At 48.3% G+C, this 24,239-nt stretch carries 22 protein-coding genes; 9 read left to right on the top strand and 13 right to left on the bottom strand.

Features of this window, described 5'->3' with window-relative positions; genetic code table 11:
* Positions 1–46 precede the first annotated feature (46 nt).
* Positions 47–1,282: an MFS transporter gene (locus tag CVV54_09135; GenBank protein PKL03850.1), complete on the bottom strand. Its 1,236-nt coding sequence runs from the start codon at positions 1,280–1,282 to the stop codon at positions 47–49.
* A 232-nt stretch (positions 1,283–1,514) separates the two neighbouring features.
* On the opposite strand from CVV54_09135, the gene CVV54_09130 reads away from it, so the two are divergent.
* The 4 genes from CVV54_09130 (at position 1,515) to CVV54_09115 (ending at position 6,437) form a co-directional block, all read left to right on the top strand.
* Positions 1,515–2,630, top strand: a complete 1,116-nt coding sequence (locus CVV54_09130; GenBank protein ID PKL03849.1) for a nitronate monooxygenase — start codon at positions 1,515–1,517, stop codon at positions 2,628–2,630.
* A 234-nt stretch (positions 2,631–2,864) separates the two neighbouring features.
* A complete protein-coding gene (locus CVV54_09125) occupies positions 2,865–4,097 on the top strand; it encodes a dicarboxylate/amino acid:cation symporter (protein ID PKL03848.1) in 1,233 nt (410 codons plus the stop codon).
* A gap of 158 nt (positions 4,098–4,255) precedes the next feature.
* Positions 4,256–5,410 (top strand): hypothetical protein, encoded by a 1,155-nt coding sequence (locus tag CVV54_09120; GenBank protein PKL03847.1) that lies wholly within the window; start codon positions 4,256–4,258, stop codon positions 5,408–5,410.
* Between the two features lie 13 nt (positions 5,411–5,423).
* Positions 5,424–6,437 (top strand): L-asparaginase 1, encoded by a 1,014-nt coding sequence (locus CVV54_09115; protein ID PKL03846.1) that lies wholly within the window; start codon positions 5,424–5,426, stop codon positions 6,435–6,437.
* Positions 6,438–6,486: 49 nt separating this feature from the next.
* Here CVV54_09115 and amrS read toward each other — a convergent pair whose 3' ends face one another.
* From amrS to CVV54_09100, 3 genes are all read right to left on the bottom strand, one after another.
* On the bottom strand, positions 6,487–7,308 hold the full coding sequence (amrS, locus tag CVV54_09110) for an AmmeMemoRadiSam system radical SAM enzyme (protein PKL03845.1): 822 nt from the start codon (positions 7,306–7,308) through the stop codon (positions 6,487–6,489).
* Position 7,309: 1 nt separating this feature from the next.
* Complete coding sequence (locus CVV54_09105; protein ID PKL03844.1) at positions 7,310–8,704, bottom strand: extradiol ring-cleavage dioxygenase; 1,395 nt, start codon at positions 8,702–8,704, stop codon at positions 7,310–7,312.
* Between the two features lie 155 nt (positions 8,705–8,859).
* Positions 8,860–10,026: a hypothetical protein gene (locus tag CVV54_09100; GenBank protein ID PKL03843.1), complete on the bottom strand. Its 1,167-nt coding sequence runs from the start codon at positions 10,024–10,026 to the stop codon at positions 8,860–8,862.
* A gap of 265 nt (positions 10,027–10,291) precedes the next feature.
* Here CVV54_09100 and CVV54_09095 point away from each other — a divergent pair, with 265 nt between their 5' ends.
* Positions 10,292–10,672 carry an enamine deaminase RidA gene (locus CVV54_09095; GenBank protein ID PKL03842.1) on the top strand — a complete coding sequence of 127 codons (381 nt, stop codon included), beginning with the start codon at positions 10,292–10,294 and terminating at the stop codon, positions 10,670–10,672.
* Entirely contained in the window at positions 10,669–11,763 is a 1,095-nt protein-coding gene (locus tag CVV54_09090; protein ID PKL03841.1) for a threonine synthase, read from the top strand. Before CVV54_09095 ends, CVV54_09090 begins: the two co-directional genes overlap by 4 nt.
* 70 nt (positions 11,764–11,833) lie before the next feature.
* Here the strand turns inward: CVV54_09090 and CVV54_09085 are convergent, their stop codons facing one another.
* Positions 11,834–12,958, bottom strand: coding sequence for a hypothetical protein (locus tag CVV54_09085; protein ID PKL03840.1), 1,125 nt, complete (start codon positions 12,956–12,958; stop codon positions 11,834–11,836).
* Between the two features lie 268 nt (positions 12,959–13,226).
* On the opposite strand from CVV54_09085, the gene CVV54_09080 reads away from it, so the two are divergent.
* The 3 genes from CVV54_09080 to CVV54_09070 all read left to right on the top strand — a co-directional run bounded on the left by CVV54_09080 (position 13,227) and on the right by CVV54_09070 (position 15,706).
* Entirely contained in the window at positions 13,227–13,730 is a 504-nt protein-coding gene (locus CVV54_09080) for a hypothetical protein (GenBank protein ID PKL03839.1), read from the top strand.
* A gap of 98 nt (positions 13,731–13,828) precedes the next feature.
* On the top strand, positions 13,829–14,266 hold the full coding sequence (gspG, locus tag CVV54_09075) for a type II secretion system protein GspG (protein PKL03838.1): 438 nt from the start codon (positions 13,829–13,831) through the stop codon (positions 14,264–14,266).
* A gap of 168 nt (positions 14,267–14,434) precedes the next feature.
* A complete protein-coding gene (locus CVV54_09070; GenBank protein ID PKL03837.1) occupies positions 14,435–15,706 on the top strand; it encodes a peptidase M23 in 1,272 nt (423 codons plus the stop codon).
* A gap of 4 nt (positions 15,707–15,710) precedes the next feature.
* On the opposite strand, the gene CVV54_09065 is transcribed toward CVV54_09070, so the two are convergent.
* The 8 genes from CVV54_09065 to CVV54_09030 form a co-directional block, all read right to left on the bottom strand.
* Entirely contained in the window at positions 15,711–16,700 is a 990-nt protein-coding gene (locus tag CVV54_09065) for a type II secretion system F family protein (GenBank protein ID PKL03884.1), read from the bottom strand.
* A gap of 189 nt (positions 16,701–16,889) precedes the next feature.
* On the bottom strand, positions 16,890–18,374 hold the full coding sequence (locus CVV54_09060) for a type II secretion system protein GspE (protein PKL03836.1): 1,485 nt from the start codon (positions 18,372–18,374) through the stop codon (positions 16,890–16,892).
* Positions 18,371–20,461: a type II secretion system protein GspD gene (gspD, locus tag CVV54_09055; GenBank protein PKL03835.1), complete on the bottom strand. Its 2,091-nt coding sequence runs from the start codon at positions 20,459–20,461 to the stop codon at positions 18,371–18,373. The genes CVV54_09060 and gspD overlap by 4 nt, the downstream gene beginning before the upstream one ends.
* 152 nt (positions 20,462–20,613) lie before the next feature.
* Positions 20,614–21,012 carry a hypothetical protein gene (locus tag CVV54_09050; protein ID PKL03834.1) on the bottom strand — a complete coding sequence of 133 codons (399 nt, stop codon included), beginning with the start codon at positions 21,010–21,012 and terminating at the stop codon, positions 20,614–20,616.
* Positions 21,009–21,962, bottom strand: a complete 954-nt coding sequence (locus CVV54_09045; protein ID PKL03833.1) for a hypothetical protein — start codon at positions 21,960–21,962, stop codon at positions 21,009–21,011. Before CVV54_09045 ends, CVV54_09050 begins: the two co-directional genes overlap by 4 nt.
* Positions 21,959–22,558, bottom strand: a complete 600-nt coding sequence (locus CVV54_09040; protein PKL03832.1) for a hypothetical protein — start codon at positions 22,556–22,558, stop codon at positions 21,959–21,961. The genes CVV54_09045 and CVV54_09040 overlap by 4 nt, the downstream gene beginning before the upstream one ends.
* Positions 22,545–23,018, bottom strand: coding sequence for a hypothetical protein (locus tag CVV54_09035; GenBank protein ID PKL03831.1), 474 nt, complete (start codon positions 23,016–23,018; stop codon positions 22,545–22,547). The genes CVV54_09040 and CVV54_09035 overlap by 14 nt, the downstream gene beginning before the upstream one ends.
* Positions 23,015–24,235 (bottom strand): hypothetical protein, encoded by a 1,221-nt coding sequence (locus tag CVV54_09030; protein PKL03830.1) that lies wholly within the window; start codon positions 24,233–24,235, stop codon positions 23,015–23,017. Before CVV54_09030 ends, CVV54_09035 begins: the two co-directional genes overlap by 4 nt.
* Positions 24,236–24,239: the final 4 nt, after the last annotated feature.

Genomic DNA, 24,239 nt, shown 5'->3' with positions numbered 1-24,239 from the left:
GATGCAGACGATTTATCCAGCTGCAGTAAAGATGAAGTAAGCATAATTAAACAGATCTGACTCTTGATCCTTTTTTCCATATAATGCAGATCGTTGCTGCCGCCAAAAGAAGGAAAGCACTGAAGGCGAAAAAGCTCTTTTGCATTCCGAGCATTGATCCGAAAACTCCCCACATTATCGGTCCCATAAAATATCCCATGCCCCAGAAGAGATAATAGGATCCTGAAATGGTTCCTTTAAGACTGTCGGGAGCTTTCTCGTTGAGGAATGCCATGGAGGATACGAAAAAGCCCCCCAGGGACCCCGCGGAGATACCGAGCAGCAGAGTTGCAAAAAGCTTTCCTGTGTATGGGAAAAGCGCCCATGAAAGGGCGGAACAGGTGAGCCCCAGTATCATGAAGATCTCCCTTCCATACCTGTCAGAGAGAGGACCGTAAAAAAACTGCGCACCGGCTATGAAAAGGTAATATGCAGAAAAAAGCATGCCTATGTCCATCGCGCCGTACTGTCTCGCAGTAACAAGCCATCCAGGGGCTATGCTGAAGAGGAGTCCCTGACCGCAACCGTAGAGGAAGATCCCCAGCAGCACTATCCTTACCGGAACATCGGAGAGAAGTTCGATGGCTTTTTTGATTTCAAGCGATTCCTTTTTGCTTCCGGGCTCAGGCCTCCTGTTTTTCTGGGTAAAGAAAATTATCAGGAAAGCCAGAAAGCATAATGAACTGAAAAAAAGAAAGCCTCCCCTTTCTCCGAAAATCTCAGGCATGCTCGGAACAAGGAGCGGTCCGACCGAGAGCATGATGTATACTGCTGCTGTGTATATTCCTATCATTTTCCCCTTATGGTGCGGATATGCTATTGAGATTATTGCCGGTGCCGTTGCCCAGACAGGTATCTCCCCTGCTCCCTGGACTGCACGCCCGATGAATATCGGCATGGAGGAATTGGCAAAGTAAAAAATAATGCCTGAGACTGCCGATAGTAAGTAGCCAAAGAGCAGGAAAGGCTTGAATCCGTAGCGGTCAGAGAGGTTTCCGAAAGGTACCTGAAGAAAGATGTAAGGAAGAGCGAAACTTGAAGCCAGAAGTCCGACAAGGGAGGCATCTCCCCCTGAAAGTGTTATCACTCTTGCCGGCAGTCCCGACGCGACTATGCCTACTCCCAGCATGGATATCGCTGCTGCAGAGGTAATGCCGATAAATGTTTTCAAACGGCTTTCAGACAAATGTAACGCCCCCATGTGTATACAAAAAATAATGTTTACAGAAAAGTTATACCACAAAAACCATAAGAACTGTGAAAGAGAGAAATGATTTTCAAGGCAGTTCAAGTCCAGATAGGAAATGAGGCGACAGCAGTGTTTTTACTCTGATCAAACACCGGAAAAGAGGGTAATTTGAGGCTATCGCACTTGCCAAAAACATAAAAACAGAATAACATATCCGTTATTCCACTATTAAGATCTGGCGAATAATTTTTATTTGCCAAGTTTATTTTAAGGAGTATCAGAAAATATGATCACTAAAGAAAAGGAACTCCCGATCCTAAGCATAGGAAAGCATCAACCTAAATATCCGATAGTACAGGGCGGGATGGGGGTCATGATATCAGGTCCTAAGCTTGCGGGAGCAGTCGCTGCAGAAGGTGGTATAGGAACGCTTGCCTCAGTCGGACTTGGTGTTCTTACAGAGGGATACAATGCCAAAAATTTTGCTGAACGCAACAGTGAGATGCTTAAAAAATACATAAAACAGGCAAAGGATGCGGCGATGGGCGGCGTGCTTGCAGTCAACTGCATGTGTGCGCTGTGTGATTATGAATCGCTTGTGAGGACCTCATGCGAAGCCGGTGCTGACATTATCGTCTCTGGAGCCGGACTTCCCCTTAAGCTTCCCGAACTTACGGAAGGGTTTCCGGACGTTGCACTTGTTCCTATAGTCAGCAGTGTGAAGGCCGCAAACATTATCGTAAGCCGCTGGAAAAAACATTATGATCGCTACCCCGACGGGATCGTGGTGGAGACACCGAACACAGCAGGAGGACATCTTGGCGCAAGGGACATCGAGCAGGTATCTGATCCCGCCCTCTCCCTCAAAGTCGTAGTGCCTGCTTTGGTCGATTACCTTAAAGAAAACGAAATTGACATTCCTGTCATTGCCGCCGGTGGCATCTGGGACAGCACTGACATCTCAGAGGCATTCTCTATGGGGGCAAAAGGAGTACAGCTTGGTACCCGTTTTGCAGCTACCGAAGAGGGAGATGCATCCGATAGGTACAAACAGTCATATATTGACGCCAAAGAGGAAGACGTGGTGCTTATCAACAGCCCATGCGGGCTTCCTGGACGGGCCATAAACAGTCCGATGGTAAAGCGCTACCTCGCTGGGATCCAGGAGCGGATGCCCTGCAGGACTCCCTGCCTGACCCACTGCATATGCAGGATAAAGCACGAGACTTTTTGCATAGCGGATGCGCTTGTAAACGCCTATAAGGGGGACTGGGAGAACGGGCTCTTCTTCTGTGGGAGCAACGTCTCAAGGGTCGATTCAATAATGAAGGTAAAGGACCTGATGCAGGAGCTGCTCGAAGGATTTAAAATTCCGGAGATCGCCCTTCCATCAATCTCCTGATAAATTAAATATTTATGAAGCGCTCCGGACATTCGGAGCGCTTCTTTTTTCAGAAATTATATTGATAGAAATTTCCAAAATGTAGATCTAAATAGAAGTTTGTGGATATGATTTGAATATAGGTGTATTATTGCGCAAAAACCTTAATTAAGTTCCTTATTTGACATCATAGCAGAAAAAATGTAAACTTTGTATACAGTTTATCATTATACTTTTATAGGGGGAATAATAGTCATGACCGAAAAAACAGCCAAAAAAGAAATCGGCCTGCCATTGAAGATCCTCATCGCAATGGTGCTCGGCGCAGCGCTCGGCTTTGTCATTGGTGAGAAGGCAACGTACATCCAGTTCATCGGAGATGTATTCATCCGTCTGCTCAAGATGTGCATCTATCCCCTTATCTTTGTCAGCATAATCAACGGCATCTCACAGGTTGCGGACATGTCCCGCCTCAAGAAAGTCGGAGGCTACTTCCTGGTTTACTGGGCAATCGCATCGACGCTTGCTGCTGCCACAGGGTTAATATGGGCCTTTATAATCAAGCCTGGCATCGGCATCAAACTTGGTGCGAAGGAGATCCCCGAAGTTGACGTAGATCTTCTGCAGTCACTTGTCAACTGGGTCCCGAACAACCCCTTCGCTGCCTTCTCTGAGGGCAATATCCTTCAGATAATCGTCTTTGCGCTTATATGCGGGTTTATCCTTGCAAGCTTCAAGGATACGGCACATGGCAAGAGGATCTTTGACATGTTCGATTCCCTCAACGAGTTCTTCACACGCATAGTCGGCTGGGTCATCGGCCTGGCTCCCTACGGTGTCTTCGCCCTTGTCGCCAACATAACCGGTACCCTTGGTTCCACAGTACTCTACGGACTCGGCAAGATGCTTATGACACAGTATCTCGCATATGGGACAGTCATACTCATCATCTACCCGATAATCCTGGCAACAATAGCCAAGGTCAACCCACTTCAGCACTTCAGGAACATATATCCCGCGATGCTCCTTGCATTCTCGACCTGCTCATCCAGCGCCACCCTTCCTCTCACGATGAAGTCGACCAAAGAGAGAGCCGGGGTCCCGGAAGACATGGTCAATCTGATAGCCCCTCCTGCGGCGACTATCAATATGCATGCCTGTGCTGCTGAAATGCCTATCTATGCAGTATTCGCAGCTCAGATCTACGGAGTGGACCTTCCCTTAACGAGCCTTTTGGTCATAATTGCACTTGGGATAATCATGGCAGCTGGTGTTGCAGGTGTTCCCGGAGGCGGTATCATTATGTCGGCTGTTCTGCTTCAGGTAATGGGACTTCCGCTTGATATAGTCCCTTGGATCGCCGGTATCTACTACCTGATAGACATGCCTAACACAATGATAAATGTTACGGGGGACACTGTGGGAATGGTAACTGTCGCCTCATTGATGCACGAATTGGATCTGGATGTCTTCAACGCTAAAAAGTAGCATTTTCAAAAAATAGCATTTTCGATTTCTCCCGCCGGCGTAAACATATGAACTATGCCGGCGGGTTTTTGTTATATTATGAGTGATTTTTCGAGTTCATTTAAATCCTCTGAAAATTTAAGCAGTGAATGATAATGAAGGAAGAGGAGAGGAATATTATGAGGGAAGAACTTGCATTATCGTACGAGAAGCATGGGATTGTCGGGCTTACAGGGCATGTAGGAATAGCGCATGCACACGGTGCCAACAACTACCAACAGGATGACGGAGGAGGTTTCTGCGCGGTCGGGACTATCGTATCAAGGGCACTTAATGTTGACACCAGGGTCAGAGAGATATCCTGCACCACAGAAAAGATAACTGTCAAACTGATGGGCGGTGGAAGTGCATCCACAATGCCCAGAAGAAGGGTCACACCGCAGGAAGCCGCCATGATGAAAAAGGCGGAGGGCAGGGATGCCTTATTTTCCCAAGGTGTAGCGGCAGATATATTCGGCCGTGTCTACGGACAGGGAGTTGCAGAGACAGCGGCATGCTTCCAGGCTGCACTTGCCCTTTCGGTATTGGATTCGTTCAAAAAAGCTGACCCTGATAAAGTTTTTGTTGTGCCCGAGAGCGAAGAAAATGCCGGAGCTATATTGGGAACGGTAGTCGACTATGACGGGATACCGGTCTCTGTAGTAATGCCTGTAAACTTTACAGGAGGCGGTCTTGGACCGGACGAAGACTACGAGGGCAACTTCATGCACGGCATGAAGGGTGAAATGATGAAAAAGATAGGTTATCCCCTCCCCACGATAGTTGCGGAGAGCAAAGTCTTCAGCGCCCTTTCCGAGGAGTGCGGCCACGATAGGTTTCTTATCCGCTATTCCGAGGACAAGGGAGATCCCTCTGTGGCAAGAGCCTTGGAGGAGTCATGCAAAGAGCTCGCTGCCCCATATTTTGTGAGGAATGACCTTCTCAATTATGATGCGGACTCATTTCAGGCGCTCTCTTCAAAATTTGCGGAGAAGCTTGAGAAGATAGCGTCAGAACTGAGGGAGACGGAAATATCCTCTGTAAAGGTGAGGCTGGTCGGTGAGCTGGCGAAGCTGGTATCTGAAGACGCTGCCGGTTTCACATACATGAGCAAGTCGGTCTTTGCAGAATCATCGAGCCCCGGACTTCACCCGGGAACTTCAGCGGTACTGTCGATGATCGTTGGCAAAAATTACATCAAGGATCATGTTATCCCAGTAATGACAGAGTCTGACAGAGACGATTACGTTAAAGTGATCCTCTCCTCTCTCAAAAAGATCGCTCAAAGGACATAAAGGGGAGAGATCAATGAAAATACTGCTGATATCTACTGGAGGCACAATAGCCTCGCAGCAAAGCGCCGAGGGTCTGGTGCCGATGGATCAGGGGGAAGCCCTGGCGGCCCGGGTACCCGGTATTTACCAAATTGCTGATATAGATATTGCAAACGTTTTTTCAAAGGACAGCTCCAACATAAATCCGGCGGACTGGGCAGCGATAATCAGATGCATAAGGGAAAATCAATCATACGATGGATATGTTGTTACCCACGGCACCGACACAATGGCATATACCTCAGCCGCCCTCTCATATGTAATTAGGGATATTGAAAAGCCTGTAGTGCTGACAGGGTCCATGATCCCGATGTCTGAGCCTGGAACTGACGCCAAAAGGAACCTTGAAGATGCGTTCAGGTTTATGGAAGCACTTCTTGCAAAAGGACAGCCGGGAATATCAGTAACATTTGCAGGAAGGCTGATACATGGCCCCAGGGCGAAAAAAATGTCAGGGAAGAGGCTTGAGGCATTCAAGTCTGTTTACTATGATGAACTTGGACTTTCGGAGGGCAAAAAAGTCACCATTTTGAAAGCCCCGTTCATCGACAGGGAGACGCTTTGCAAGCAGGGGGCCTTGGCCAATGAGATCCATTTTTCGAACGAGGTGATGCCGGTAAAGCTGTTCCCCGGGTTCAGGGCCGATTACTTTGACAGGATCGTTGAAATGAGGCCCAAAGCTATAGTAGTCGAGTGCTTTGGATTGGGTGGCCTGCCCTATATCGGAGAGGACCTTCTCCCGGGCATCAAAAAAGCCGTTGACCTCGGCATACTGCCGGTCATAACGACACAGTGCCCAGAGGGCGGAGTTGACCTTTCAACATACGACGTAGGCCAGAAAACGCTCAAAACAGGCGCAGTAAGCGCTCTTGATATGGGGTTCGAGGCAATTCTGACCAAACTTATGTGGCTTATCCCTCAGATGCCGGTCAGTGAAGCTGCAAAATATCTGACCCGTAATCTTTGCGATGAAGTAGGATCCAAGTAACCTTCTCTGTTAAATTTCAAACTGAGAGCCGGGCGGCATTGCCGTCCGGCTACACGTTTCCTATAAAAACATTGTCGAGGTTTTTCTTTGCGGTGTCAAAAAGGCGCCCCAGCAGGTCGATATCGGTAGGCATGCAGTCAGACATCTTTCTTTGTGGAAAAAACCTTGTAATGTGAAGGGGAATAGATCTTTCTATCCCGGCTATCCATCCTGAAAGAGCTTTTATTTCTTCTTCGGATTCATTCATTCCGGGTACGATCAGGGTGGTTATTTCTACATGCGATCCCTTTGCCGCGCGGGTTATAAAATCTTTTACGGTCTCTAAATCTCCGCCCAGCTTTCTGTATGTCTCTTCCGAAAAACTTTTCAGGTCGATATTGAAGGCATCGACCCAGGGCAGGACCTGCTCAAGGATATTCGGAAGAACGCATCCGTTCGTTACCACGACGTTTTTCATCCCCATTTTTTTTGTCTCGACAGAAACATCCCTTACGTATTCATATCCGATCATAGGCTCGTTGTAAGTGAAAGCAACGCCGATATTCCCTTTATCCTTCATTTCCCCCGCAAGGCGGGCAAGTTCGGAGGGTGAAACGTACCTTGTCCTTACATCCTCCTCTGAGGCAGCCGCGATCGAATGGTTCTGGCAGAAGAGGCAGTCCATGTTGCAGCCGAAGGTGCCGACGGAGAGGATCTTACTTCCGGGGTGAAATCTCGCCAGAGGTTTTTTTTCGATCGGGTCCAATGCGATAGATACAAGTTTGCCGTAATTAACTGAGACGCTCCTGCCGCTTTCGTTCTTCCTTGCCCGGCAAAAACCGATCTTTCCCTCTTCAAGAGTGCACCCTCGCGGGCAGACATCGCATCTCATATCAGTGGTGCCTCACGACTTCGAACCGCTGCAATTTGATTTTTTCACCTTTCCTGATCCCGGCCTTCTGCATGGCTATGGATATCTGATCTTCAACATCATCGATTCCTTCGAGGTTTGGCAGGAGCAGTCCGCGTCTGTACCCGCTGGATACTATCACCCCATATTTTTTTACATCGAGATCTTCAGGCGAATCTATATCCTCGGTTTCGCCCAGGACATCGACGCTGTAGACAAGGTCCTTGAGTTCTATGGATGTGACAGGCGGGAACCTTGGATCTCTCACCGCGGCGCTTATCGCATTCTGGATTATCTCTTTTGCGATGTTGTCTTCAATTGCTGATATGGTGCCGATGCATCCCCGAAGCTGACCGAATTTTTTCAGCGAGACGAAGGTCCCCGCCCTTCTTGTCAGAGCCTCTTCCGGGAGATATTCCGGAACAGCAATTCTCTTTCCGGTCGATACATATCTTTCCACCGTCTCTCTGGCAAGGCGCACATAGGGACTCTCCTGCTTTTTCAACTGATCCATTTTCTTCTTGCTCTCCATTTCCTTTGTTAAAAGAAATTTTCTGGCTTGGTCGGGTTCCCCGGGAATAAAGGTGCAGACTCCGTAACCGACACCGAAAGGGCCTTCGTATGAGAGCATCTTAGATTTAACAGAGACTCCGTCGAAGCATCCGGCCATTATCGTAAATGACCTGTGCCCGCATTCTGCCGCCCTTTCACAGAAGGCATCACTGAAATCAAAGAGCTCCCCGAAAACACCCCTCGACATCGCATCCATGATCCTTTTGTCATACTCAGGGCCTTCTGCCCTGTATCCGTAAGGTCCGTCCTTTTTCAGGACATGTGACAGATCCCCGCTTGCAATGACGCAGATATTTCTGCCAAGTTCTTCTGCAGTCTTTTTGATCAGGGTCCCGAACCTGTAGTGTTCTTCAAGCGGCATCCCGGAAAGCCCGATCCTTACTATTTTGCATGGGATCATCCCGCCGTAGGCTTTTTTTAAAAAATAGAGGGGCACTGTAGTTGCGTGATCCAGCCTTTTTTCACGTTCCCCCATTGTGCCGGCCTCTATGTTTTCCCTGAGGGCTCTTTTTTCAAGCTCGGAGACGAATTCAGAGTCGCAGCTGACATCGAAGCTCACCCGGCCTGCCCCGAATTTAGCCAGGTCTCCGGATGCCGAATTCCCCGGAGAAATGTGGAAATAGTCCGAATAGAAGGCGCTGTGCGGAGAGAGGATCACAATTGTTTCCGGCTCCAGCCGGGCAATGAGTTCCGCGGCCTTTGTAAAGCCTGCTGTAGTCTCTTTGATTTTTTCTTCCTCACCCCTGCCGACCTCAGGAATGATCAGCGGGGGATGCGGGACCATTACAGCAGCAAGAATACCCATTGATACCGCCTCCTTTTTCAGCATGGCAAGCTGTGTATTTATTAGAATTTTACCTCTTTATTATAATACCGAAGCATTAAAAAGACATGGGCCGTTCTCATTGTGAAAGACGGCCCATGCAGTGTGATCAGGTTATGCTGTAATTACCAAAAAGGTCATTCCAGTTCGTAGGCAAGCCAGTCGGGGATCCCCTTTTTTGATTTCTCATCCTTTACCGCGTAGTAAAGCTGTTTTATCGAGTATGCTCTCGTTCCGTCTGCGATGTTGGGCTCACATTTCACGTAGTACCATATAGTGATCGAGTTCTTCTCCTTTTGTCCGTCTTCGTAGTATCCACGGAGTTTTACCACGTGACCCTCCTGGTCATTATAATAATATTCCCATTTTGGTTTAAGTATGAATTTGTTTATTACCTCGCCCCATGGAAGTCCGTCTTTGGCATACCTCATTTTGCCCACCATCTCTATTGCAATTGCAGGCTCAATGGGATCCTTGGTCATCTTTTCGGTGAGGATCGTCTTAGCTTCTTCATTTCCGGCCAAGGCAGATTTTTTATACCAATCCCTTGCTATTGCGTCATCCTGTGTTACGCCGTTTCCCTTGTCATAAAGTTTACCCATGTTGAGCATGGAATATGGCAGCTCCTTTTCCGCTGCCTTTCTGAACCAGGAAGCGGCTTCGAAGTAGTCCTGTTTGACTCCTATGCCGTATTTGTACATAGTCCCCAGAACTTCCATTGCGTCGGGGTTCTTGTATTCCGCTGACTGCTTCAGCGGGGCAAGCGCGTCCTTCGGTTTGTTTTTTACGAAGGCCTTTCCCGCTTTGACGTAGTCAGTGTCGTCTTTTGTATAGCCCGCCATCTGTTCACCCATGACCTCAGTCATGTCATTCATGGGATATCTGGCGTAATTTGGGTCAGACCACCCGGACTCCACAAGTGTTTCGAAATAGATCCTTGCCTTGACGAGATCTTTTTCAACACCATAACCCCCGGTCTTGTAGATCTGTCCCAGTTCGTGCATGGCAAAATCTTTTTTTACAAAGGGGAACTGCAGATAGTTCTTGTACCATTTGGCGCTTTCAGCGTACATGGTATCGAAGTTTGCCTGGTTTTTGTAAATATAGCCGAGCATCCACATTGCATCGGGATCAGGCGTGTTTTCGACGATTTTTTTAAAGAGCGGGGCGGCAGCGGCAGCTCCCTGATTCTGATAGACCGCGTAAGCCTGGTCATACTCGGGGCTCCCCGCATATACCGGACCGGGTGAGACTAAAAGGAATAGGAATAGAGAAAGAAAGAAAAACAAAACAGTTTTTTTCATAAAAGAACACCTCCCCAAAATATCAAGACAATGACATTATAATTTGGTAAAGTCACCTTGTCATTACTAATTTTTAATAATTTTTATTTCGGCTCGGCATTAGAAACGGCAGATATTCATCCCGAATACGGCTGAGATATCAGGATGTTCTCATCCCTGCCCTTTCCCGTTTATAATATTATTGTAAATGATAAAAATCGTAATTTTGATAGAAGCGGACAGCTTGCATAGTTGACGGCTGTTGATCGATAGGGAGGGTAAAGCGATGAAAAAGATCGTTCCTGAATACAAAAAAGAGAATAAAGGGCATTACAGCCCCGGGATATTGTCGAACGGCATGCTCTATATCTCGGGACAGCTGTCAAGGGATCCGGATACAGGTGAGGTCGTCTCCGGAGGGGCCCGCGAACATGCGGCACTTGCGCTTGCCAACATGGAGAGGGTGTTGCATGAAGCCGGATTGACTAAAGAAAACGTTGTACAGTGCCGGATATACCTCTCAGACATAGATATGTGGGATGAAGTAAATGAAGTTTATTCATTATTTTTTGCAGAGCATAAGCCGTCAAGGTGTGTTGTGCCGTGCGGAAAGCTCCATTTTGGCTGTCTTGTCGAGATAGAGGCGGTCGCGGAGGTACCAAGATGAATTTTGTCTGCGGTAAATGCGGCACTATTGAGAGCACGAGGACCCGAAAGCCGAAGTGCGAGTGCGGCGGGCTATGGAAACTTGATTTTGACGCGCCACGATACGATCCATCCAGTATAGACAAAAGCATCTGGGGGATGTTCCGCTACAGGGAGTTCATGGCGCTTGAGGACGATACCTGGCGCGAAGTGACACTGGGAGAGGGAATGACCCCTGTCATCAGGTTCAGTGATGATGTGCTCCTCAAAATGGATTATTTCATGCCGACCCTCTCCTTCAAGGATAGGGGCGCTGCGGTCCTTATAGCTCACTGCAAAGCGATAGGTGTGGATTCTGTTGTACAGGACAGCAGCGGCAACGCCGGAAACAGCGTGGCGGCATACTGCGGAAGATGCGGCATAGACTGTGAGATCTTTGTGCCTGAGGGGACGTCTCCCAAAAAAATAGACATGATAAAGGCGCACGGAGCGCGTGTGAACATTGTGCCGGGATCGCGCGACAACTGCGCCGATTCATGCAGGTCTAAGGTGGAAAAAGAGGGTAAATATTACGCCAACCATGTCTATAATCCCTTCTTCTACGAAGGGACCAAGACCTACATCTACGAAGTTTACGAACAGCTGAGCAGAATTCCCGAGAACATTTTCATCCCACTTGGCAACGGGACTCTATTTATAGGTGTGATCAAAGGACTTGAAGAACTTCTGGCAAGCGGCGCGATCGACAGGATGCCCAACATAGTGGCGATCCAGAGCGAGAACTGTGATCCGTTTGTGAAGGCTGTTGAGGCCGGTGAAAAAATGCCGGCAAAAGTGTTCCCCAAGGTCACTCTTGCTGAAGGCATAGCTATAGGCCGTCCGGCACGCGGAGAGGAGATACTTGAGTACATTTACAGGTATGATGTCAGGCTTATAAGGGCCCCTGAAGATAAAATACTTGACGCAAGATCCGTCTTGGCAGAAAAGGGCATCTACTGTGAACACACGACCGCCGCAAATTACGCCGCATACCTTAAATACTGCGAGGTGCAGGGAAAAACACCCGACAGCCTGCTTACGATGTGCGGAGCAGGACTCAAATCAGATCACTGAAAAAAACAAGGTCCTCCTGCCGAATGCTTTTGCAGCGCCCGACAGGAGGGCCGCATTCATATAGGACCGATCACTTAATTTTCCTTATAATAGGCTGGGTGGCACACCTCAGCGAGCCGCCCTGCCCGTTGTGGGTCCCGAAAAATACCCTGTGGACTCTGATATACCTCGTCTCAAGCTCGGACTGCAGATATCTGTTGTCGTTGTGCTCATTGTAGGAGATAATGTAATTTTTGCTGTCGACCGGTATCCCGTTTATCGCAAGCCTCTGCACGCTCTCAATGCTTACCTTGATCAGGTCCCATCCTTTTATATAGTCGGGCAGTCCGTCAACAAAAGCCTCTTCACAGACTATCGCGAGGCCTTCGCGCGGAACAGATAGAACGCAGTCAAGATGGAGGACGTCCTCCCTCAGGGGGATCCGTACAACATCGTAGGAGCTTCCCAGAATGTTTTTAAGCCATCTGAAGCCCGCTTCGTTTGATCCCACGCTTGGATTCCTGGTGTTGCCGACAAGGATAGTCCTGTCCAATACAATAACGTCTCCGCCTTCCAGAAGCGGAGTATCAGGGTCTGGAGGGGCAAGCAATTCCGTATGAGGCATGGAAAACCATCTGACATCACCCTTTGTACACTTGTCTGTCAGCACTTCTTTGAACCCGGATATGTCAACTTTTCTGAGTGGTGTCCGAAGATTGAGCTCAATCAGGTTGTTTCCGATCACTGCGATGTTATCCCTGGGAAAATCCTGACTGAATCCGTTCAGCAGGATGTCGGAGCCATAATTTTTCTTTATGAAATCAACAGTTATCTCTTTAGGACGAAATACTTTGACTCCAAGGGAATTTAAAATGTTGATCAGCGCAAGGTTTTCTTCTTCCAGCATCTCTGTCTCGCTTTTGCCGGTTTTGGGGTCGATCATATCAGTCCACAGCATCCCCGCTGTTTTTCTTGCGTACTCGGCTTCGTCAGGAGGCAAAACCTTCATTGCGTTTTCGAACCATGGCGCGCTGAGTGATGGCGACATCCCGTATGGAAGGCCGACGATCACTTCCTTGAGGTCTCCGTACTCATAGTCGACATAGACAGATGGTCCAGATGCTTCTGCTGTTAAAAGATCAAATGATAAACAGAAGCTTATTATAATGACCGTAACCAGTATCAACATTCCTACTTTCATTCGTGATCCCTCCATGAGATGGACAGATGATAGGGCCCTTTAAATACTATAGAGAATATGGTATACGGCAGTTTCAAGCAACATGAGACCATTTACTTCAATTACTCCAATGTAAGTATAAGATTGAAAGATGGATGATGCCATAGCAAATCTTCCAAACTTTGAAAAATATGATCGATCAGGAAATAAGAAACATAATAATCCACGAAAAAAGCGGTGATATAATGGACAAGCAGCAAGCCCGACCGATAGGGCAACGCCTTTTCGCAGAGAGTGGAATGGTATGGACAAATTTTCAGATCGCTTCTCATATGATAAAACATCAAACAGGGACAGGGCGGAAGATGTTTCTCCCTTCAGGGTCGTTTTTGATAAAAGAGCTATCCTTCAAACGCTTGTTATTACCGCATTTACACTATTACTGCTGACGGCTGTTGCCCTTGTGTGGCCATGGGATGACCTGCCGCACAGAAGACCGTTTGACATCGTTTTGAAGCTGATGATCTCCGGGTTTGCCGCAGCGGTGGCAGAGGAAATTTTTTTCAGGGGCTGGATGCAGCCGGCATTGAGGAGGAGATATTCAGCGGCAGTTTCAATAGTGGCTGTAAACCTTGTATTCGCACCCCTGCACCTTATCGCTGCGCCCTATCTCATTTCGCTTCTTACCTTCTTCCCCGGCCTTATAATGGGGTGGCTGCGCGAGAGATATGGAAATATCCTGCCCTCAATAATTTTTCATTTTCTGGGAAACGTCTGGGCGATCTGGTTTTTCCCCTCACCTTTTTAAAGTTATAGGATATTATGGCAGCGATGTGTAAAAATAAATGGTAATATATTAAAATAAGATCACAAAACTTACAGAACAAAGGGGACAGGCAGATTCTTATGAAAACGAAAAAATTCATTGATAAACGGCGTGGCTTTACTCTGATAGAAATAATGGTCGTCGTTGTGATCATTGGCCTCCTTTCGGCTCTTGTCGGTCCCAGACTGATCGGACAGAGTGAAGAGGCAAAGATAAAGACTACAAGGACTCAGATAGCACAGCTGGAGCAGGTTTTGGGCCTTTTTCATCTGGACAACGGTTTTTACCCGACGACAGACCAGGGCCTGGCTGCGCTTGTGAAACCTCCGACCACTCCTCCGGAACCGCTCAATTACAAAAAGAACGGTTATATGAAAAAGGTCCCCAAAGACGCCTGGGGCAGAGAGTTTATTTATGAATCTCCGGGCCGGAACGGGGACTTTGATCTCTTTTCATACGGGGCGGACGGCCAGGAAGGCGGAGAAGATTCAAACTCAGATATAACTAACTGGGAGTAGCGAAAAGGCGCAGCTTGATCAGGCTGCGCCTGCGTTTATCCCATCTTTCCGTGTTACATCAGGCTGCTGACAGACTTATGCAGCGTACTGTTCACACCCCTGATCATTTTGTGTTGCCTGAGTCAGTTCAAAAGGACCTTATCATTTTCTGAAAGGGACAGGGCAAGGATGGAAAAGGCAGCCGCAATAATTAGAAAGTATAAGAAAGCAATAATGCTCTTTTCTTCATTCATTATCATGGCAGCCGCAGCGGTATCGTTGTCTGTGGCAGGTGAGCTGTACCTTCATGACCCAAGGAGCGCTTCTGGTGAAGATGTGATCTCAATAGGAGGAAGGGACCTGCTGAACATGTCCAACCTTACGCCGCCCGAGAGAGAACTTTACCGCACGCTGTCCCAAAACGGGGGGGTAGTAACTGATAAGCTGATCTCCTCTATGTGCGACAACAGACATTGGGACGAGTTCATTCTTAAAAAGGACGAATCTGTGGAATCTGCTGCTGCAAAATATCATATTACGGCAGAGGACCTTCTTCGAATAAACGGCATTGACAGAAGAATAAAGAGAGAAGGGGATCTGGTGATCTACGTGCCGAGAGACAGGGAGCACATGGATGAGACCTCATTCTTCGTTAAAGAAATGAAAAGAAGGGAAGCAGAATTTTTAAGGCAGAAAAAGCTGGTCTCTGTTACGGCATACATAGTAAAAGAGGGAGATACCCTCTGGTCGATAGCTGAAAAGTTCGATCTCGGTGCGGATACGATAATAGGATCAAACAGCCCGGAAAAAATTAACAGCCTTTTACAGGGTACAGTGTTGCGGATACCCGACCGGGAAGGGATCTTTGTCAAAGTTTCGGAGGGGGAAAGCGTCGAAAGACTTTCATCTCTCTATGGTACGAAAAGAGATCAAATCTATGCCGCAAACGGTATAGACATCGGCTCGCCGCTCTCTTCTGCCAGAGAGGTCTTTTTGCCGGGTGCAAATTATGCCTCAGTCATACAGACAGAAAGCGGAATGATTAAAATAGCATCCGGAAGAGAGTATCTGTTGCGAAATACCCTAATGTGGCCGGTCAGAGGAAGAGTTTCGAGCCTGTTTGGCTGGAGGAGCCGCTCTTACGCCTCAGCAGGCAGTTTCCACTCAGGACTGGATATAATGGCTCCATATGGGAGAGCGATAGTTTCAGCGATGGATGGCGTAGTTGTCTATTCAGGTTGGATGGGAGGGTACGGCAAGACTGTTGTTATCGATCACACAGACGGTATCACGACCCTCTACGGACACTGCAGCGATCTGGCAGTCCAAAAAGGCGATCAGGTCTATTCCGGTCAGTTGATATCCTATGTTGGGAGCACCGGAAGGTCGACCGGCAATCATCTTCACTTTGAGGTCAGAAAGAACAGTTTCCCGGTCGATCCCTTAAGCGCTCTCAGATAATTTTCTATCTGGTAGCAAGTGTCGAAAGGTCAAAAATAGGCAGAAGCACTGCTATCACCACGAACCCTACAAGAAAACCCATTACAAGTATTATCAAAGGCTCTGCAAGAGTAGCGTATTTTTGCATCGATGACTGCGCGATATCCCAACAGTTGTTGCCCAGCCGGATCAGTCCGTCAGGAAGATCCCTCCCGTTTTCGCTGACCCTTACCACAGAGACTATCTCCTCTGGGAAGGAGCCCTCTTTTTCGAGCCCCTGTGAAAATCTGTAACCTTTTCTTATATGGTCCTGCACAATTTGGAGCCTTCCCTTGACAGGGTCGAGAGGTTCTGTGAGTTTAAGTGCCTGAATAAGCGGGAGGCCGGATTTCAGAAGCGTCCCGGTCTGTGAAAATATCATTGAGAATGCAATGTTTTCCTTTATCTCCCTGAATATCGGGATGGTAATGCTCCTGCCGCTTCTGCGGAGGAATATGAAAACGATCAAAAGAGCGATCAGGAGAGGTATGAAGCCCATCGTTACAGCATCAGAGATAAAGATCAAAAGACGGGTCACAAATGGAAGTTCCGCTCCTGAATCAATTACGAGCGCTGTCAGCCTTGGGACCACAAACGTAAGGAGGAAGACTACCACTGCCATTCCAACCACGAACATCAGGAGCGGATAGGTAAGCGAAGAACGAAGCTTCCTTCGGAGATGGACCTCGTTGTGTATCAGTTCCGCGGCTTTCTCCAGAATATCAGGAAGCGAGGCGGATCTTTCCCCTGATTCGACCATGCCGACCAGGCTCTCCCTAAAAACCCCTGCGACACGCATTGAAGCCGCAAGTGAACGGCCGCCCTCGACAGATTCCCTCAGCTCAGTGTAGATAGGTCTTAGGAGCTTATTTCTGGTCTGTCTCTGGAGCAGCCTAAGCACTTCAGTTATGGAAAGTCCGCTTTTGATGTAGGAAGAGAGTGTTATGCAGAAGAGATGCTGATCTTCCAAGCTGATCTGCCTGGCTCTCTTCCTGTGCCCGGAGAAAGGGTTGAGCTTTCTGCTGCTTTCTTCTTTTATGCTTACTACTGTCAGTCCATCGGACACAAGTTCCCTGAGCAGCTCATTCTCATTCGCCGCTTCTTTACGGAGCTCTTTTTGACGGCCGTCTGCCGTGTAAACTTCAGCTTTAAAAAGGGGCAAGTCTTATACCTCTCCGACCACCCGCAGCATTTCTTCGGGGGTTGTCTCGCCGTTTGCAACTGCCTTTATGCCCAGTTCGAGAAGGGTGCAGAAACCATTTTTTCGTGCCAGTCTTCGCAGTTCGGAAGAAGGGGCTTTCTCCGCTATGGCTGCCTGTATCTCCGGTGTGACGTCAAATTGCTCATAAAGGCCGAAACGTCCGATATACCCGGTTCCTCTGCATTTTTCGCATCCTTTTCCCCGCCATGCCATATCTATTCCATGCTGAAGGATCACTCCTGATGCAGGGACCTCTTCTCTGCAATGGGGGCAGATCCTCCTTACAAGTCTCTGTGCGACTACTCCGAGCAAAGAGCCTGAAACGAGGTACGGTTCGATCCCCATATCGATAAGTCTTGTTACTGCGCTGATCGAATCGTTAGTGTGCAGCGTTGAAAGCACCAGGTGTCCGGTAAGCGAAGACTGTATGCCTATGTGGGCCGTGTCAAAGTCGCGCATTTCTCCTATCATTATGATGTCGGGGTCCTGACGGAGTATCGACCTGAGTGAAGAAGAAAATGTAAGTCCTGCCTTGTCGTTTACCTGGACCTGTCCGACGCCCGGGAGGTCGTACTCAATGGGATCTTCCACAGTTATAATGTTCACTTGGGGCCTTGCCAGAGCCTGGAGGATCGCATAAAGGCTCGTACTTTTACCTGAACCGGTCGGTCCCGTGAAAAGTATCATGCCGTTAGGGCGCCTAATGAGTTCTTCCAGCCTTTTTCTCTCATCGGGCTTCATGCCAAGCTCCTCAAGCGACAGCAGTCCTCTTGCTTTGTCCAGAAGCCTCATGACCAGCCTTTCTCCGTGCTGCGTGGGGAGTGAACTGACCCTTATGTCGACCATTCGCTCTCCGAGGCTTATCCCGATCCTTCCGTCCTGAGGGACGAACCTCTCTGCTATATCAAGGTTTGCCATAACTTTGATCCTGCTTGTTACAGGGGCCTGATGTCCCTTGGAGAGGCTGTATTTGTCTAGAAGCACGCCGTCTACCCTGTACCTCACTGTGACCCTGTCTTCATAAGGTTCTATATGTATGTCTGTAGCTCTTTCTTTGAGTGATTCTACGATTATTCCGTTTACAAGCCGTATTACAGGGGCGTCTACGGTATCGCTCATCACTTCCTGGCGGACCAGCTCTGAGAGGTCGTTTACCTCTTCTATTGAGCTGAGCGTATCCTGGACTATACCGCTTTTTATATCGTAAAGGCTCCTTATGAGATGCTGTATATCAGATGCCGGATATATTTCAGTTTCGCATGACATTCCTGCCTTTGATGCTATCAGCTGTGCTTCTGTGAAAGCAGAGAGGTCGGAAAGGGCGACCGACATGATCCCCTCTGACTTTCTGAGAGGAACGATCCCTTTATCGCGAAGAGTATCAAGACTCACCCCGGAAGGGATAAGTTCCAGGATCTCTTCAGGTGAGGGCATGGGTTTCAGCGTCATTTTCCCTTATCTTTCTCTTTTGTTTCCATCTCTTTCACAAGTTCGTTGTATTTTGACTTCCAGTCGCTCTTCTTCTCTTCCTGCTTGTCCCCGCTCAGGATTTTGTTAGGATCGAGCATCTCCTTTGTTACTCCCTCGTTCTTGATCGATTTTTCGTAATCCTCCTGATTCTTCATCAGTGTTCCGATCTCAGCCGGGCTAAGCTGCTGTCCGTCGCTGATTATGCTGTGGGTCATCCTCGAGGCAGCCTTGGGATCTTCCAGTATGTAAGGAGTCAGGAATATCATGAGGTCGACCTTTTCCCTCTGTTTTTCGCTGGATTTGAAGAGGTTCCCTATAAGGGGGATGTATGAGAAGAAAGGCACCCTGTGCTTAAGGACCTTTTCAGCCTCCCTTATCAGTCCTCCGATTATTATCGTGTCTCCGTTGGCAACCAGGACGTTTGTCTTTACTTCACGCTTGGATGTGACAGGTGTCGGCGATCCCATCGTGGTGAGGAGGTCCTCCACCCTCTGTTCTATCTCAAGGGCGACAAGGTTTCCACTCCTTACATGCGGGGTGACCGACAAAATGAGGCCCACGTCCTTATACTCGTATGTGTTCTGAACAGCCCTCGGGTTGGTCGTATCTGTAAGGGTCCCCTTCAGCTGCGGGATGACCTGGCCAACCTGCAGATGGCTTGGTAGGTTGTCGGTGCACATCAGGCGGGGCATGGAGAGCACGTTGATAGCGTCATACTTGTTCAGCATCTTTACATATGTATATATGAGAGCTTTGCCCTCTGTGTTTGTCTTTGTGTATATGTTTCCGTTTACCGGGTCTGTATATATTTCCTCTTTTGTTATCAGCTTGTCGTAAAGGTCGATTATCTGACCCGGGATAGAGGAGCTTCCCATCTGTACGTTGCCCGCAATCACAGCGTCACCTGCTATGCCGCCTCCCCAGGCTGCCCAGTCTATGCCGGCGCTGTTGAGCTTGTTGAGGTTGACTTCTGCTATCAGGCCGCGCAACAGCACCTGCTTTGGCTGGATATCCAGCTGGACCAGTATCTCCTTGAGCGAACCAAACTGTTCATGTGAGGCTGCGAAGACAAGACTGTTTGTAGGAAGGTCCGGGACCACCGAGGAAGGTATTGCTCCTTTGGGATCGGGGGAAAGTTTGGCTGCTGTTGCGAGGATGCTGTTCATCTGCTCAGCCACGACTTTTGCATCTGCGTTCTGCAGGCGGTAAACGTGGAAGCTTTCAGCGCGCGAAGGTACGTCCAGTATTTTAAGTAGCCGGTCAGCTTCCCTAAGAGCCTGACCGCTTCCAATAAGCACGACACGCCTTGTCCTCTCGTCCCCTACTGCAAGAATACCCGAAAGTTTGGATGAAGTGTCTTTTGACATAACGTTGAGCTGAGATTCCACGATCTTTGGATTAGCATGTGTCAGTGTGAAAGCCTTAATGCTCCTTACGCTGTCCTGGGCGTCAAGGGCCCTTATCACGCTTACAGAACGGTTCAAAGCCGATGCCTTCCCTGTAAGCAGGACCGCATTTCCATTTTCAAGGGGTGTGACGCTTATGTCCGGTACTGCGGATTTGAGCGGTTCCATTATGTATCCTGCTTTTACATGGCGCAGAGGTACTACCTGGACGGTCAGGGATTCACCGGGAGCTATGCTGCGGTCGCCCTTGAAAACGGTGTTGTTCAGTGTCGGTCCGGAGCTTGCAGGCAATACCTTTGAATACCCGCCCATGTTCTGTATTGAAAGGTTGTTCATCTCAAGCACGGAGAGCATTACCTCCCTTGCCTCCCTTAACGAGATGGACTTTGGCGAAACGACAGAGACTTTTCCTCCGACAGCGGGATCCACTACGATATTTTCATTCAGAAGTTCTGACATGAACCTAAGGAACTTGCTGATCTCAAGGTTGCTGAAATTAAGCTGTACATTGTTTGACTGTCGCATCTGGCGGGCTGCTGCTGCAAGATTCTGTTCTTCGTCCAGATTTTCCTGTGTCTGGGCATATGTGCATCCGGCTGATGAAGAGAGTATTAATAAAAGGATAAAGATGGAGGCTAATAATTTTGTTTTTTTGAACATGTCAGATCTCTCCCCGGCTGCTAGTATGAATAATGTGTAAATATCATATGGTTGGTTTGATGCTGTGATTTGTTTTGTTCTTCCTTCTGCATCTTCCTTTTTTTACAAACTGTCTGTAAAGGCTGTCCAATAGCGGCGATAATTATCCAGTATCAGTCATATGGCATATATATGACGATATTACGGTCTTCTTTCGTGTTGCTGACCTTAATCTTTTTCCATCTCATATCTTCTTTGATAACGATCATTTCTGTCTGTTCGGGACCGGAAAAATCAAGTTTCCCGAAATCCTCGCCGAACATTTCCCTTGTCCCTTCGGAGGTTTCCCATATTATATCGCCGCTCCTGCCTGACGTCTCTATTGTTTCCAGCATTATACCTGTCCTGATAGCTTTTGCCTCTTGTGTCAGCGTGATCTCGGCCTTTGCTCCTCTGAGTCCTTCCTGTCCAAGCATAACAAGCCTTATCGCTGCGGTTGCAGTCAGGGACAGTATGACCACAGCCACCATAACTTCAACTAATGTGAAAGCGCGTTTCCTCTTGACGTTCATTTTACCTGATATTTTAATTCCAGAGGTTTGCCGGACCTTTCGACCTTCACGTCAAACCTTGTGCCCGACATCATCGAATTGACAGCGTTCGTCGCATCGCTGAGATTGGATATCTCAACTCCGTTTACGGCTTTTATGACATCGTCCTTCTGGACCCCGACCATCCCAAGGACACTGTCAGGATCTATCCTTGCCAGCTGCATGCCGCCGCCCTCGGCAGGGACCATCCTCATCTTGGCGATCTCGTCATAAGGGTTCATCAGCAGCTTGTCCACCAGTTCCCTCGGTACCACTCCATCTACCCCTTCCGATGCAGGTTCTATTCCAGGATGGACCTTTTTGGGGGAAGTTTTTTTAGGTGGAGCGTTGCTTGGCTGAGTGCGGTTTGAGGCCATTTGCGGTGGTGTCAGATTGCCGGTAGAGATGTTCATAAACAGGAGATGTCCCTGATCACCCTTCAGGAGAGTGACTTCCATGTATTTGACATTGTCCAGTTTGTAACCGTTTATTTCCTCGCCTTTCAATATGAAACGCGTTGAGGATCTGTCGCGGACCCACGCTCCAATGCCTGGGAGCGTTCCCGCAAGGCTCATGTCTTTGATCTGATACGACTGATCGTTTGAACTGCCCTTGTCCGGCATAAGCGCTCCCAGTGGGTTTGAATCAGAAAAATCCTGGTAAGGATACGTATTCGCAGAGTGGATAAGCGATGGAGATCTTCTTGAGACTGCCTCAGCAAGATTATATTTTGCCTCAGCTGATCCATTCAGCAGAGAAAATTCTATGAAAAAACACATAACTGATGCGATGATGAGACCTGCAAGAAATGACACGGCAGGTACAACAACGCCCTTTGACTGCAGTTTGCCGCCAGAGGTGTATCCGTTTTTGAACAGCTCATACATCTCATTTTTTAATTCGGACAAACGGCATCTCAGGTCTTCTTTCACCTTGATATCCTCCATTCTCCGGAGCTGATCTTTGTCAGGGGGAGCACCTGCATATTGCTCAGCATCTGAAGCGCCCTGTCAAACTCATCGGGAAAACGGGCGGTTATATCTGCGTTTACTATATTACCTGTCTCATTTGAAATATTAATAAAGCCCTTTGCCGATACGTCACCGGTAAGCGTAATGTCATCGATATATAGGGTGTCTCCGTTGGATTTTATATTTGCAGTGCCGGAGGTCCATTTGAGCTTTTGCTTTGTTACCGTTGTGATCTCTCCCCTGCCAAAGGACAGAGTCCCGGTTTTGGAAGCGGATATCAGAGACCTTATGAACATCGGGTCCACTCTGGCTTCGCTGACTTTGATCGACACAGCGGGCATATCGGCTGTGAAGCCTCTGCAGATGAATTTCCTGTCCAGAAGACCCTCAGTATAAATATTTTGGAATGAGAGAAAAATGTTTTTTTCCGAAGCTGTCGCGGCTGCCCTGCTCGCGGCATACTCTGCAGCTGAGTCCCATGGGAAAAAAAGGACCATACCTGCAATGAGGCCGCACAGTCCTGCAAAAATGATCTTAAGAGGTTTATAAAGAGCCATCGCTGTTTGCTCCTATCAGCATTGATGCGTTGATGAGCCTTCCCTTTTGAGCGGAAGTTATAGCTCTTATATCGGCTGTGTTCACCTGAAGGCCCTTTTCAGAGAGACGCTTCAGGAAAGATACAAATTCGGCTCCGTTCAGTTCAGTCATCTGGACAGTCAGCCCCGACGATCCTGAGTTCATCAGCCCCACACGGTCTTTCAGGCTGAGTTCATTTATCGCATCCGTAAGGAGTGACAAAGGCTCTTTTCCCTCTGCAGAAGTTCGTGAAGGATACGAGTAAAAGGTATTTGCCGCATCAAGGATCTTTCCTGTGTCCATGACCCTATCTTTGCTGCTGTTCAGAATGGATGAAGCTTCCAGGAAGAACGCTGTCCCCGCTGTCCAGACTAAAAGGGCAAGCAGTCCAAGGCGTATCAGTTTTTTTGTCTCAGGCAGTCCCCTTATCTCTTCGATCATTTCTGCCCGCTCCCTTCCGAACTCTCAAGACCTATGGAAAAACGCATTCCAGACCCGGGGATCTGTTGGATGTCGGAGATCTTTGCATTGAAGCCGTTTTTATTCAGGGAATCCCGAAGAGACTCGACTGGACCGCTGCCGGTCGCAGTGCCCTGTATCTCAGTGCGCTCAGTTCCGTATCTGATCGCATCAAGTTTCAGAGAGTCTGTTGAAGCAGATGTTTTCCACACGGTTGCTATGTTGTCCAGAGTCTGTTCCAGACTCATGTTAGTTCCGTTGGCGCCCAGGTTTTTTACCCTTGCTGCTGAAGATGCCAGAGGGCTGTTGGATCTCTCTCCAAAAGCGATCCCGTAAATTTCAAAGGGAACGTCCTCAAAATGATCACTGTTCAGTATGCTGTAAAAAAAAGCTCCTGCCGAAAGGACAAGAAACAAGAGTCCAAGGAAGACCGCAGCTCTGGCTGTGCTGAAGGCTGCGGCGAAAAAAAATTCCAGTTTTTTGGCGCTGTCGGCGCTTTTAGTTGAAAGATCAAGGGAGACCGAGCCCGTTAATGACCTCAGGGTCTCTCTTCCTGCTTTTTGGATACTTCTTGCAGAAAGAGATGATCTTTCTGCAAGGATGATATTATTTATCGGGATGTCCGCGGATCGGGAGTAATCGACAAACCATTTCTCAAGGTCATTCACGGAGTTTTCTGCACAAGGTGTCCATCTGTATAGAAGAGGAGACCGGTCCTTAAAAAGCATTCCGGAGGTTCCGCTGTCAGCGTTCCATATTGCCAGGCCATTGCCTCCTGTCTCATGGAACAAAGCCAGTGGAGCCGGCCAGAAAGTGATCCCGTCGCCCAGCCTTCCTTCTGTTTCCTCTATTTCGGCCTTCGAAACGAACCATACGACTCCTTCAGTTTTGTCAGTTCCCTGTTCTGTCACCTGGGGTATCATGAGGATGGAATCGTCATCGTTTCCGAGCGCATACCTGAATGACATCTTCAGGGCATCTCTCACCCTCCCGTTTTTTCCGAAAGGGAAGGAAAAAGGGTGGACTGAGAGCGTCCTGAGCTGAAGGAGCGCGATGGTCCGTCCGTTCTGTGCGGAAGGCAGGGTCACATTGCGATCGACAATATCCTCTTCAGTACAGAAACGGATATTATCATCCATTTTTGCATTGCTCCTCGCATTTTGTGATAATGAGTCTTTCAGTTTGTTGAAAATTGTCATCTGC

The organism is Synergistetes bacterium HGW-Synergistetes-1 (assembly GCA_002839185.1).
In the GTDB taxonomy this organism is placed as follows: domain Bacteria; phylum Synergistota; class Synergistia; order Synergistales; family Synergistaceae; genus Caenicola.
Note: the sequence above shows the minus strand (reverse complement) of the source record. Positions and strands in the feature narration are given on the sequence as shown.

Excerpts from the sequence above, each read along its gene's own strand:
- CVV54_09130 (PKL03849.1), top strand. The coding sequence starts at position 1,515 with ATGATCACTAAAGAAAAGGAACTCCCGATCCTAAGCATAGGAAAGCAT.
- CVV54_09125 (PKL03848.1), top strand. The coding sequence starts at position 2,865 with ATGACCGAAAAAACAGCCAAAAAAGAAATCGGCCTGCCATTGAAGATC.
- CVV54_09120 (PKL03847.1), top strand. The coding sequence starts at position 4,256 with ATGAGGGAAGAACTTGCATTATCGTACGAGAAGCATGGGATTGTCGGG.
- CVV54_09115 (PKL03846.1), top strand. The coding sequence starts at position 5,424 with ATGAAAATACTGCTGATATCTACTGGAGGCACAATAGCCTCGCAGCAA.
- amrS (PKL03845.1), bottom strand. The coding sequence starts at position 7,308 with ATGAGATGCGATGTCTGCCCGCGAGGGTGCACTCTTGAAGAGGGAAAG.
- CVV54_09105 (PKL03844.1), bottom strand. The coding sequence starts at position 8,704 with ATGGGTATTCTTGCTGCTGTAATGGTCCCGCATCCCCCGCTGATCATT.
- CVV54_09100 (PKL03843.1), bottom strand. The coding sequence starts at position 10,026 with ATGAAAAAAACTGTTTTGTTTTTCTTTCTTTCTCTATTCCTATTCCTT.
- CVV54_09095 (PKL03842.1), top strand. The coding sequence starts at position 10,292 with ATGAAAAAGATCGTTCCTGAATACAAAAAAGAGAATAAAGGGCATTAC.
- CVV54_09090 (PKL03841.1), top strand. The coding sequence starts at position 10,669 with ATGAATTTTGTCTGCGGTAAATGCGGCACTATTGAGAGCACGAGGACC.
- CVV54_09085 (PKL03840.1), bottom strand. The coding sequence starts at position 12,958 with ATGGAGGGATCACGAATGAAAGTAGGAATGTTGATACTGGTTACGGTC.
- CVV54_09080 (PKL03839.1), top strand. The coding sequence starts at position 13,227 with ATGGACAAATTTTCAGATCGCTTCTCATATGATAAAACATCAAACAGG.
- gspG (PKL03838.1), top strand. The coding sequence starts at position 13,829 with ATGAAAACGAAAAAATTCATTGATAAACGGCGTGGCTTTACTCTGATA.
- CVV54_09070 (PKL03837.1), top strand. The coding sequence starts at position 14,435 with ATGGAAAAGGCAGCCGCAATAATTAGAAAGTATAAGAAAGCAATAATG.
- CVV54_09060 (PKL03836.1), bottom strand. The coding sequence starts at position 18,374 with ATGACGCTGAAACCCATGCCCTCACCTGAAGAGATCCTGGAACTTATC.
- gspD (PKL03835.1), bottom strand. The coding sequence starts at position 20,461 with ATGTTCAAAAAAACAAAATTATTAGCCTCCATCTTTATCCTTTTATTA.
- CVV54_09050 (PKL03834.1), bottom strand. The coding sequence starts at position 21,012 with ATGAACGTCAAGAGGAAACGCGCTTTCACATTAGTTGAAGTTATGGTG.
- CVV54_09040 (PKL03832.1), bottom strand. The coding sequence starts at position 22,558 with ATGGCTCTTTATAAACCTCTTAAGATCATTTTTGCAGGACTGTGCGGC.
- CVV54_09035 (PKL03831.1), bottom strand. The coding sequence starts at position 23,018 with ATGATCGAAGAGATAAGGGGACTGCCTGAGACAAAAAAACTGATACGC.
- CVV54_09030 (PKL03830.1), bottom strand. The coding sequence starts at position 24,235 with ATGACAATTTTCAACAAACTGAAAGACTCATTATCACAAAATGCGAGG.